This is a genomic window from Ensifer sp. SSB1, assembly GCF_016652895.1.
Taxonomy (GTDB): Bacteria; Pseudomonadota; Alphaproteobacteria; order Rhizobiales; family Rhizobiaceae; genus Ensifer.
On the sequence record NZ_JAEPRP010000039.1, the window covers coordinates 34,224 to 44,854 of the forward strand.

At 59.9% G+C, this 10,631-nt stretch carries 12 protein-coding genes, 1 tRNA gene and 1 pseudogene; 7 read left to right on the forward strand and 7 right to left on the reverse strand.

From position 1 onward, the window contains the following. The 3 genes and pseudogenes from I8N66_RS12335 to I8N66_RS12345 all read right to left on the reverse strand — a co-directional run. Positions 1-365, reverse strand: a 365-nt coding sequence (locus I8N66_RS12335; protein ID WP_291154056.1) for an AMP-binding protein, incomplete at its 3' end; no start/stop codon positions are given. A gap of 820 nt (positions 366-1,185) precedes the next feature. Further along, positions 1,186-1,332: a hypothetical protein gene (locus I8N66_RS12340; protein ID WP_162768975.1), complete on the reverse strand. Its 147-nt coding sequence runs from the start codon at positions 1,330-1,332 to the stop codon at positions 1,186-1,188. Between the two features lie 1,540 nt (positions 1,333-2,872). Then, positions 2,873-2,965 (reverse strand): annotated as a pseudogene (locus tag I8N66_RS12345) (IS5/IS1182 family transposase); the annotation flags it as partial. Positions 2,966-3,083: 118 nt separating this feature from the next. Between I8N66_RS12345 and I8N66_RS12350 the strand changes: the two are divergent. Next, on the forward strand, positions 3,084-3,218 hold the full coding sequence (locus I8N66_RS12350; RefSeq protein ID WP_291154034.1) for a hypothetical protein: 135 nt from the start codon (positions 3,084-3,086) through the stop codon (positions 3,216-3,218). Between the two features lie 234 nt (positions 3,219-3,452). Here I8N66_RS12350 and I8N66_RS12355 read toward each other — a convergent pair. Continuing rightward, a tRNA-Leu gene (locus tag I8N66_RS12355) sits at positions 3,453-3,537 on the reverse strand. Positions 3,538-3,748: 211 nt separating this feature from the next. Between I8N66_RS12355 and I8N66_RS12360 the strand changes: the two genes are divergently transcribed. Next, positions 3,749-4,261, forward strand: coding sequence for a disulfide bond formation protein B (locus tag I8N66_RS12360; protein WP_291154036.1), 513 nt, complete (start codon positions 3,749-3,751; stop codon positions 4,259-4,261). 125 nt (positions 4,262-4,386) lie between these two features. Here the strand turns inward: I8N66_RS12360 and I8N66_RS12365 are convergent, their stop codons facing one another. Together I8N66_RS12365 and I8N66_RS12370 are read right to left on the reverse strand one after the other, a co-directional pair. Further along, on the reverse strand, positions 4,387-4,944 hold the full coding sequence (locus I8N66_RS12365) for an HNH endonuclease (protein ID WP_043623031.1): 558 nt from the start codon (positions 4,942-4,944) through the stop codon (positions 4,387-4,389). Between the two features lie 107 nt (positions 4,945-5,051). Next, positions 5,052-5,699, reverse strand: a complete 648-nt coding sequence (locus I8N66_RS12370) for a DNA-3-methyladenine glycosylase (RefSeq protein ID WP_291154039.1) — start codon at positions 5,697-5,699, stop codon at positions 5,052-5,054. Positions 5,700-5,717: 18 nt separating this feature from the next. On the opposite strand from I8N66_RS12370, the gene gluQRS reads away from it, so the two are divergent. Further along, complete coding sequence (gene gluQRS, locus I8N66_RS12375; RefSeq protein WP_291154041.1) at positions 5,718-6,635, forward strand: tRNA glutamyl-Q(34) synthetase GluQRS; 918 nt, start codon at positions 5,718-5,720, stop codon at positions 6,633-6,635. On the opposite strand, the gene I8N66_RS12380 is transcribed toward gluQRS, so the two are convergent. Then, positions 6,624-7,532 carry a YihY/virulence factor BrkB family protein gene (locus I8N66_RS12380; RefSeq protein WP_223725375.1) on the reverse strand — a complete coding sequence of 303 codons (909 nt, stop codon included), beginning with the start codon at positions 7,530-7,532 and terminating at the stop codon, positions 6,624-6,626. The genes gluQRS and I8N66_RS12380 overlap by 12 nt on opposite strands. Before the next feature lie 177 nt (positions 7,533-7,709). Here I8N66_RS12380 and I8N66_RS12385 point away from each other — a divergent pair, with 177 nt between their 5' ends. The 4 genes from I8N66_RS12385 (at position 7,710) to I8N66_RS12400 (ending at position 10,287) form a co-directional block, all read left to right on the forward strand. Then, the gene (locus tag I8N66_RS12385) at positions 7,710-8,543 is read left to right on the forward strand and encodes an SDR family oxidoreductase (RefSeq protein ID WP_291154044.1); all 834 of its coding nucleotides are present in this window, start codon (positions 7,710-7,712) and stop codon (positions 8,541-8,543) included. 24 nt (positions 8,544-8,567) lie between these two features. Continuing rightward, positions 8,568-8,771, forward strand: a complete 204-nt coding sequence (locus tag I8N66_RS12390; RefSeq protein WP_113541334.1) for a twin transmembrane helix small protein — start codon at positions 8,568-8,570, stop codon at positions 8,769-8,771. A gap of 70 nt (positions 8,772-8,841) precedes the next feature. Further along, the gene (locus I8N66_RS12395; protein WP_291154046.1) at positions 8,842-9,420 is read left to right on the forward strand and encodes a cob(I)yrinic acid a,c-diamide adenosyltransferase; all 579 of its coding nucleotides are present in this window, start codon (positions 8,842-8,844) and stop codon (positions 9,418-9,420) included. Between the two features lie 75 nt (positions 9,421-9,495). Then, a complete protein-coding gene (locus I8N66_RS12400) occupies positions 9,496-10,287 on the forward strand; it encodes a rhomboid family intramembrane serine protease (RefSeq protein WP_291154048.1) in 792 nt (263 codons plus the stop codon). Positions 10,288-10,631: the final 344 nt, after the last annotated feature.

The following is a 10,631-nucleotide window of genomic DNA, read 5'->3' on the forward strand; positions in this document are numbered from 1 at the left end:
AGCCGGTATTCGAGCGCCTCGACGCCGAAGAGCAGCGCAAGCGGCAAGGCGATGGCGCCAAGCTTGTAGATCCCCGCATGGGCGATCGCCGCTTCAAAGCCCTGCGGCAGGAGGATTGCGACGCGCTCGCCAGGCGCAATGCCCTGCTTCGCAATCCCTTGCGCAAAGGCGGAGGATTGCCGGGCGAATTCGCCATAGGTCAACGCCTGATGCAGGCCATTGGGATCGAAATGCTGAAGACAGACGCGCTCCGGCTCCCGCGCAGCCCAGACGTCGCTGACGGCGACGCCGATGTTGAACCGCTCCGGGATCTGCCAGCGGAAGGCACGGTAGAGTTCGTCGTAGGTCTCGATTCTCGGTAACATGACGCTGCCATGACAGTTTTCTGCTGCAGCGCACCTAACACTTTCGAGCGAGCCAATTCAATGACCGACGCGGTAAGCGCCGGCCAAGTCGCGTCCTAGACGGAAACTTCGGTCGGCATGGAGAATTCGGGTGATGTGGTGGTGCCCCATGTCGGAACGAAGAAATCACAATTAAACAATGATTTAGCCTGTTCCTGGCACAGTTCTTTTGCGCGGGGCAATTAGGCTTTTCGGAAAGGTGTCCAGCGCTACAGACCGATAGCGTTGACCCAATATCCCACCTGATAACGAGCGAAGTCGGCTTCTTCTCGTACGCCGCTCCAAGCAACGCGGGTGTACTCGCCCTCGGTTGCGATCCAATCCACAGCCAACAGGCACTGTGCAACAATAATGAAGAGTAACAAGCCACGCATACCCGCAGCTTATCAGTGTCGGATCTGGAAAGATGTAATCATTTCAATAGCCTAATTGGGTGTCGTCACCCTCGAAGGCCTCACCCTTTGATTTCCGAATTGATTAAATTTCAATCACGCCTATATTGAAGGCATACGGTCCCTCTCGCCTGCTGACCACGGATGTACTGGCAGCGGCGGGGGGAGATCACGGAAGGGGTCGGGTTTATCCCGGCCTTTTTTGTTGCCTGCGGCTCGCCATCCACTCGTGATGGAAGATGTCGAAGCTGCTCGACGGCGCTATCCGGATCGCCCGATCAACAGGGTCGGTGATGCGCAGGAACCGTGTATCTATTTGGTGCTGATAAGCGGCGCCTGGATGGTTGGGAAGCTTCTAACGCCACAAGAGATCGCCATGATCGAGGCGTTCACGCCAGGCTGCTTCTCTTGATCCCGCACCACCGGTTAGTGTCGCGTTGGCGCTCCTCGACCGTTCGGCGCATGGCGTCCTCACGACCACATTCGTATTTTTCCATGTAGTAGCGGATCAGCGACTGTCGGCGGCCGTCGTCCATGATGGCGTCGACATTCCTGAATTGTCGCTCCATCGATGATGTGGCTTTCGCGGGCCGACGTCGCGATCGCACGGACATAAAATGGAAAAAATACAGCAACAACAATGCTGCACGAAGCCAGTGGTGCCCCATGCCGGAGCGTGGTAGTTGCCAAGAATCAAAGACTTACCATCGCGCGGGACACAGACGCGGTGGGCAATTTGATTCTGTTTTTTTCGCTTATGTCTCACTGCGTCGCTTGTCAGTTATTAGCTCCACGCACCGGGTGTGCGCCGGTACTAGGTGATCCAACTCTGGAAATCGTAATAAAGAACCAGGCGGCTTTTAGATGGAGGTCGGATGGGGGTCGCCGGCCTACAGAACCAGCGGCCGCATTCGGTCAACGCCCATTCGTCCTTGTTGCCCACCTTGAATTCATCCATCAAGAATCTAGCTAAGCGTGAGGCGCGATCACCATGGCGTGGAATGCTCGCTTCGAAGCAAATGCGATCAAATATTCTTTGGAGGGTGCCGCTCTGGTCGGTTGCGAGCAGGACCGCTGACCGGTCAAACTTAGTAGTCATATTGGCCTACCTCTATGAGATACTGCTTTCACCGGAAAAGGATGATTGCGATATGCCGAAAATGTTGGTTGTGGGAACAAACAAGGTGCATTTCGACCGGCAAACGACCGCTACGACAGCACAACCACGCTATGTTCGATGGTGTCTTTGCTACGCGGGTAAACGGGCGGGCAGCACGAGGTTCATGGCACATTTGCGGGAAGGACGCTGAACCCCTACCCTAAAAAAACCGGCTTGATGCACTTCGGTTAGGACGCCCCATTTTTGGACGTTCGCATTCAACGGCCACAATCACCAACCGTTAGTTCCAGCGACAACTCGACACGCACTTCCACTTGCTTGATCGATGTCAGCGCCGTCGGTCCTTTTCCCAGCCACAAAGAGTGCTACGTGTCAGCCAATTGCGCAACAAAAATCGAAACGGAGCCCTGCAGCATCGCTCTGAAAACGATGGATACCATGTGATGACGGCGTGGGATGCAAAAGAGACTGGGCTCCCATGAACAGGCACGAGACGACAGAACGCGCTTCGGAGCGCTTCGTCGTTCCAGTGCTACTTCGGAAGGCATTCCACGTTATAGGCAATGATGATGTGCTCGGGACCTACCACACCTGAGCGCTTTAACCCCTCCAAGCCACTTTTTAGCTTGGTTCCGGCCTCCTTCAAGGTGGTCTCTAGTCTCGTTTTGGCCACCATGCAGCGCTCTTCGCTCGTAAACTCTTGAAACACCACGGTTGGGACAATCCTCCATTCCGCGCGGTCGTTCGTAGCAGCGGGATTGACTGAATAGGAGTATACGTACATCAGGATCCACATCGCATGTACCTCGCGTTGCCGATACGAAGAATTGCGCTTACACCCATGCCGGTGTGACGAGAGTGCCACTGGTTGGTAGGCATGGCAAGGCCACGACGCGTCAGGTTGTTGACCCCACAGTCTGGCTTGCCGATGTGCTGGAACGCATCATCTCCGGCAGGCGGTCGTCAACCCGAGGCTTGCCGTGGCTCTTGGGAAAATACGGTGCAAGCCGCGCCATCTGTTCGTCTGTCAGCCAGTAAAGGTCACGCATGATCAGCCTCCTTGCGGAGCCTGAATCACATTGGTGCATCCGATCAATGGCTCCTGACCCTAGCTGACGCAACTTCACTCACGGTCTGCGGAAAGCCGGCGCCACGGACGAAGGGCTGATGGCAATTTTCGGCTGGACCACGAAGAACCAGACGACGATCTACACCAAGAAAGCGCGCCGCAAACAGATGGCGGCAGAAAAACCTTTCGGGCTGACCCAATTTCGACGTGATGACGACGGCCGCTGCTTGTAACTGCTACGATGCGGTGCTCGATGCAACTGGCCGGGAATGACAGCCGCTGACCGCGACCGTCTCCTGGCTCACGAACAGGATTTCAAGAACCGCGAGGCAGAGTTGGAGCGAGAGCGCAGCCGCCAGGAAATCGACTTGAAGGTGGTGGACTGAGCTATCAGCCCTTCTCGCGCAGCCCGAGGTGGGCAAATTTAACAAAAAATAACAGCAAAAACAAAGACTTATTGATGTACTTGGTGCCCCATGCCGGGGTCGAACCAGCACTCCTTTCGGAACTCGATTTTGAGTCGAGCGCGTCTACCAATTCCGCCAATGGGGCTCAGGGAAGTGCGATATCAGCGGCTCGGATTTACACGAAGGTTTTCGCCGCGGTCAACCATCATTTTCACGATGCCCCGATGACAATCACGAAAGCGTGCGGAGCTGTCGCGGTTGCCACGATTTACAGGGCGCGCGATCCTGCCTAAGAAGCGCCATCCAGTTTGCACTGCGGCAGGTGTCGGTTCCGATCTGCCGCCCGCGAGGTATAGATGATCGACGCCGCCACCCAATCCCGCCAGCATCTGCTGATCGCCATTGTCGTCACACTCGGCATGGCAGCGGCCGTCGGCGGGGCGCTCGGTTTCGAGCACATCGGCGGTTACATCCCCTGCGCGCTCTGCCTGCTGCAGCGCGATCCCTACTACTATGGCATTCCGCTCGGCATTCTGGCTGTCATCACCAGCGCGCTGAAACTGCCGGCGTGGACGACGCGCATCCTGCTCCTGGCCGTCGGCATCCTCATGCTCGTCGGTGCGGGCATGGGCGTCTATCACTCGGGTGCGGAATGGCACTTCTGGGAAGGCCCCTCCACCTGTGCCACCACGGCGCAGGGTGTCTCCTCCAATGTCGGCGACCTCCTCGGCGATCTCGACTCCAAGCACGGTCCGTCCTGCACGGAAGCCGCCTTGCGGGTGCTGGGCCTGTCCTTTGCCGGATGGAACGTGATCGCCAGCCTCATCCTGGCAGCAATCGCCCTGCGCGGTGCTGCAAAGGCGCAGTGATATCGCGCCGGCCCGAACGGCCGGCGTCTCCAACAGAAAGACCACCGCATGCGGGCTGAGGCACGCACGCACCTGTCCCGATCCCGCTCTGGGGCTTGATCCGGCAGGAAGGCACGAACACAGGCTCAGGGCTGCAGTTCGACGTCCCAGTAGAGATAGTCCATCCAGCTTTCATGCAGATGGTTCGGCGGAAAGAGCCGGCCGTTGTTGTGCAAATCCTGAACCGTCGGCTGGTAGGGCCGCTGGTGCGGGAACATGCCGGCTTGCTTCGGCAGTTTGCTGCCCTTGCGCAGATTGCAGGGGGAGCAGGCTGCGACGACATTGTCCCAGGTCGTCTGGCCGCCGTGAGCGCGGGGCACCACGTGATCGAAGGTGAGATCGTCGGGTGAACCGCAATACTGGCATTCGAATTTATCGCGCAGGAACACGTTGAACCGGGTGAAGGCCGGATGGCGCGAGGGCTGCACGTAGCTCTTGAGGCAAACAACGCTCGGCAGTCGCATCGAGAAACTCGGAGACGACACCGAATGTTCGTACTCGGCAAGGATGTTTACGCGGTCAAGGAAGACGGCCTTGATCGCGTCCTGCCAGGACCAAAGCGACAAGGGGTAGTAACTAAGCGGCCGATAGTCAGCGTTCAAGACGAGCGCTGGTAAGGCCTGAGGTGAGACTGCAATCGTCAAGCGTATTCTCCTGATCGATTCGGCATCTGCACCTTCTATATTAGGCCCGTTGCAACAGGATTGTGAAGCCGGAAACAAAAATGCATGCGCTGGATTCGCTTTTTCCTTCAAGGTGTCACAGGAACAGCATCTCGGCGCATTTCCTGTGCATAATAGGCCCAGAACAGCCGCGCGGCGACGCTGCGCCAGGGCGACCAGGAGGCGGCAAGCGAATCAATTTCGCGTGCGGTCGGGCGCAGTTCGAGGCCCAACCCGTGGCCGATTGCGTTCTGTAGCGCGACGTCCCCTGAGGGGAAGACATCCGGGTGGCCTGCGCAGAACAGCAGGTAGACCTCGGCCGTCCAGCGTCCCACGCCCTTGATCGCCGTCAGATCCCGGATCGCCTCGGGCGCTTCGGCATCGCAGATCGCATCGAGATCGATCTCGCCGCCCACCACCACGTCGGCGACACGGCGCAACGCGTCCGCCTTGGCGCGCGAGAGGCCGATTGTCCGGCAATCCTCATCAGTGAGCGAAATCACGCCTGATGCCGTGACTTCGCCAAGCCTCTCCTCCATCCGCCGCCAGATCGCGGCAGCGCTTGCCTTCGAGACCATTTGCGAGACGATGATGCTGGCAAGGCCGCGATAGCCCGGATCGGTTCGGCGCAGCGGCACCGGGCCTGCCCTGGCGACAACATGCTCCAGGCGCGCATCCAACATTACCAGTCCGGAAAGCCCGGCTTCGATATCCTCATGTGTCCGGATGATCCGCATGACGCCTCCACAAAGCGGATGATTTTTATACCCCTTCCATGGCAAAGGGAAAGGATGCCAGAAACGCCACCCGTTTTCCGTTTTGCCCCCAGCCCGAATGGCCTGCTTCACCTTGGCCACGCGCTCTCCGCGGTGCTGAACCACGACATGGCGAAGGCCGAAAACGGCCGCTTCCTGCTGCGCATCGAGGACATCGACCAGACCCGCTGCCGCCCCGAATTCGAGGCTGCGATCTACGAGGATCTCGCCTGGCTGGGCCTTGACTGGGAGCGCCCCGTGCGCCGCCAGTCGGCACACCTCGACGCCTACGCCTCAGCCCTTGAACGGTTGCACCGGCTCGGCGTGGTCTACCCTTCCGTCATGACCCGCGGCGAGATCAAGGCGGCCGTCGCGCAAGCCGAAGCCGACGGCCGAACCTGGCCACGCGATCCGGATGGCAGCCCGCTCTATCCCGGCCGCGAGCGCACCTATTCGATCAGCGAGCGAACGGCCTTGCTCGATGGCGGCAAAGCCTATGCCTGGCGGCTCGACATGCAGAAGGCTATCAGCCTTTTCGGCAGCGCCCCTCTCACCTGGAACGAGAACGGCGCCGGGCCAACGGGCGAAACCGGCACCATCGTGACCGACCCGGCCGCCTGGGGCGACGTCATCCTTTCGCGCTCCGATGCGCCGTCGAGCTACCATCTGTCCGTCGTCGTTGATGACGCGCTGCAGGGCGTCACTCAAGTCGTGCGCGGCCGCGACCTCTACCACGCCACTTCCGTCCACCGGCTGCTGCAGCGGCTTCTCGACCTGCCGGAGCCGCTCTACTATCACCACCGGCTGATCCTTGGGCCGGATGGCCACAAGCTCTCCAAGAGCAACCAGGACACCGGCATTGCGGCATTCCGCGCCGCCGGTCGCACACCGCAAGAAGTCCGGGCTCTAATCGTCTAGATCCTGCTCGTCGCGAACAGCCTCGCTGCCGTTGCGAAACTGAAAGCTCCGCCGCACCATGCGCTTGACCCGGTATTTCAGGATCGCGGCGTTGATCTCGGCGCCGATGATGAAGATTGCCGCGATCATGTAGAGAAACACGAGCACGATCATGATCGACGCCAGGCCCGCATAGGTGGAGACATAGGTGGCGAAGGTCGCGAGATAGGAGGCGAAAGCGTAGGCGCCGATCGTCCAGCAGACCAGCGTCAGCACGATCCCGGGGAGAACGTCGATCACCTTGCGGTGGCCATCGGGCAACCAGAGATGAGACACCAGCAATCCACTGGTCAGGACGACCAGGGCGAGCGGCAGGCTCCAGTTGTCGACGGTCGCCAGCACCCCGCCAAGCCAGGGAAGCCACTGTCCGGCATAGCGCACGGCCAGCGGCACCGCGACCAGCAGGATGCTGAGCGCCGCCAGGATCAACACGCCGGCGAGCACGAAGCCAAGGCTCGCGAGCCGGGTCACATACCAGTAGCGGCTCTCGCTGACGCGATAGGCGCGGTTGAGCGAGACGCGCAGCGCCTCCACACCGTTGGAGGCGAAATAGGCAGCCGCAAGCACCGAAACGGTCAAAAGCCCACCGCGCGGGATCGTCAGCACCCGCACGATCTCGTCGGCCACGGGCTTGGCAATCGATTCGGGCCAGGCGTCGAAAATCAGGTGCACCGCCGTTTCGGCGAACTGGTCTGCACCGAGAAAGCTGCCGAGCGCCGTACCGAAGATCAGGAAGGGAAAGACCGCGAGCAGCGACGACAGAGCCACATGGCTTGCCATCGCCCAACCGTCGTCGAGGCTGAAATGCCAGAGCGCATCGAAAATGACTTTCCAGGTGATGCGTATGAACGCTGGCATTCCATTCCAATCCTACAGGGCCCAAAGACCGCGCATTCCCGCGCCGCCGGTGCCGTTTCCTTGGCTACGCACGATCCCAACGGCGACAACGCTGGCGGGTTCCGGCTTGCGCAATTCAATTGTATCCCGCCGATGAATATGGGAAACGGAGGCAGGATTTCTACAGGAATCGATCGGATGACTGATCGCCCCACAATCATTGTCACAGGATGTTCGTCTGGAATCGGCGCCTATTGCGCGCGCGCGCTCCATGCCGACGGCTGGCGGGTCTTTGCCACCGTGCGCCGGGAAGAGGACCGTCAACCCCTTGAGGCTGAAGGCATCGAGACCTTCCTGATGGACTATACCAAGCCGGAAACCATCGCCGCCCTGGCCGATACGGTGCTGGCGCTTTCCGGCGGGCGCATCGACGCGCTGTTCAACAACGGCGCCTACGGTCAGGCGGGCGCGGTCGAAGATCTGCCGACCGAGGCGCTCAGGCTTCAACTGGAGACCAACGTCATCGGCTGGCACGATCTGACACGGCGGGTGATCCCGTCCATGCGGGCGCGCGGCAGCGGCCGCATCGTGCAGTGTTCCTCCATCCTCGGCATCGTTCCCTATCGCTGGCGCGGCGCCTACAACGCCTCCAAGTTTGCGATCGAGGGGCTGTCGCTCACCCTCAAGATGGAACTTGCCGGCAGTGGCATCGAGGTGAGCCTCATCGAACCGGGACCGATCGCCTCCAAGTTCACGACCAATGCAGTCGCCTATATCGAGCGCTTCATCGATCTCGAGAATTCGGTGCACCGCGTCGAATACGAGCGACAGATGCGTCGCCTCAAAGGCGAAAGCAAACCCGCCCCCGGCAAGCTCGGCCCGGATGCGGTTTATGCGGTTTTGAAGCACGCGCTGACAGCAAAGAAACCGAAACCGCACTATATTGTAACAAGGCCCGCCAGGCAGGGCGCGCTTCTGAAGAAGCTCCTGCCGGCTGCATTGTTTTATCGCATCATCGGCCGACTTGGCTGAAGTAGAATTGCAAGGAAGAGTACGATGTCCAGCTTCTTTACCGGCCTGACCCTGTTCGTCATGGGCTTGGTCGTGATCGTCCTGATCCGCGGCCTCGTGAATATGGCTAAGGGTGGCAGCGGCAATACCTCCAACAAGCTGATGCAGGCACGCGTGCTGCTGCAGGCGATCGCGATCGTCCTCATCATGGTGACGCTGTGGCTCACCGGCGGCGGTCGCCCGACCTAGTTGGCGCATTTCCGGACGGAAAGCCGTTCCACACCGTTCCTGAAATTGCTCTGAAGGATCGTGACGACAGATGGTGAAGCTCAACAAGATCTATACCCGGACGGGTGACAACGGCACCACCGGGCTTGTTGCCGGTCCGCGCCGCCTCAAGAGCGATCTCCGGGTCGACGCCTATGGCGCGGTGGATGAAACCAACGCCTTCGTCGGCCTGGCACGGCAGCATACGGCCGACATCCGGGCACTCGATGACGCCCTGATGCGGATCCAGAACGATCTCTTCGATCTCGGCGCGGATCTCGCGACCCCGGACACGGGCGAACCACCGCAATACGAGCCGCTTCGCATCGTGGCGGCGCAGGTGACCTGGCTCGAAAACGAAATCGACCGGTTGAATGCCGATCTTCAACCCCTGCGCTCCTTCGTGCTTCCGGCCGGAAGCCCCGCTTCCGCCGCCTTGCACGTCGCCCGCACTGTGGCGCGCCGGGCCGAGCGGCAGACGGTAGCGCTCGCCAATATCGAAGGCGAAATCGTCAGCAAGGACGCGATCGCCTACATTAATCGCCTCTCGGATTTCCTGTTTGTCGCGGCGCGCTGGGCAAATGACAAAGGTCAAGCCGACGTCCTTTGGATTCCCGGAAAAAACAGATAACGTCGGCTTCAGCATCGTTGCCCGATCCAGATTCGGCGGGAGGAACGTGCCGCAATTTGCGCTCCGGGAGACCGCATGTTCATACCGCTTCACGATACGAACACCCTGAAGCACATCAAGGTTCAATATGTCACGATCAGCCTGATCGTCATCAACATCGTCGTCTGGCTGATCACCGGGCCGATCGCCTCGGAAGAATTCGCCAACGCCGCGATCCTCGGCTTCGGCTACATCCCGGCACTCATCTTCGACTATGCCCAGCTTGATCCGTCTTTGATTATCGTCCCCGACGGCTTCACCTTCGTCACCTATTCTTTCCTGCATGGCGACTTCATGCATCTGGCGATGAACATGCTGTTTCTGTGGGTGTTCGGCGACAATGTCGAAGACGCGCTCGGGCATTTCCGCTACCTCGTCTTCTATCTGCTTTGCGCCGCCGCAGGCGCGCTTGCGCACGGGCTTCTCGACCCGGCCTCCGAAGCACCGCTGATCGGCGCCTCCGGGGCGATCTCCGGCGTCGTTGCAGCCTACTTCCTCCTGCATCCGAAGGTACGCGTCTGGGTTCTGGTGTTCTTCCGCATCCCCTTGCCCCTGCCCGCTGCCATTCCACTGGCCTTCTGGATCGGCCAGCAATTCTTCATGCTGGTCGTCGATCCCGGCAGCGGCGTTTCCTGGAGCGCCCATGTCGGCGGCATCGTGGCCGGTCTCGTGCTGGTGGTCATTTTGCGACGCCGCGACGTGCCGCTTTTCGACCGTACCATCGTCTCGCCGCGCGCCGTCCGGCACCAGGCGGAACCGGTCACGGCGGGCCATCAACCGCTTGCGGATGCGACAAAACCGCCGATGCCCTGGGGCCGCCAGACCTGAGCGAGCCCCTGACTTTCGCGCGGTATCGACGCGGATCAGGCTATTTTTCAAGGACTTGCGTGCCATCAGCTGGACCTTGACGACCTGAAGCAGAATGACCTCTCCCGCTGCTTGCCATCCCCCGATCTTACGTGTACGTAAACGTAATTCCAATTCTCGGGATTATATCGATTTAGCGCCATGCACAGCGATTGTAATTGGAGAAAAAACGCGTATCGATGTCGCCAACCGACAATCAGGCGGCTCCGTTAAGGCGCATTTTCCTGCGAAAGCTCTTGGAGGAAAGAATCCATGAAAATACTTGTGACGGTGAAGCGGGTGGTTGACTACAACGTCAAGATCCG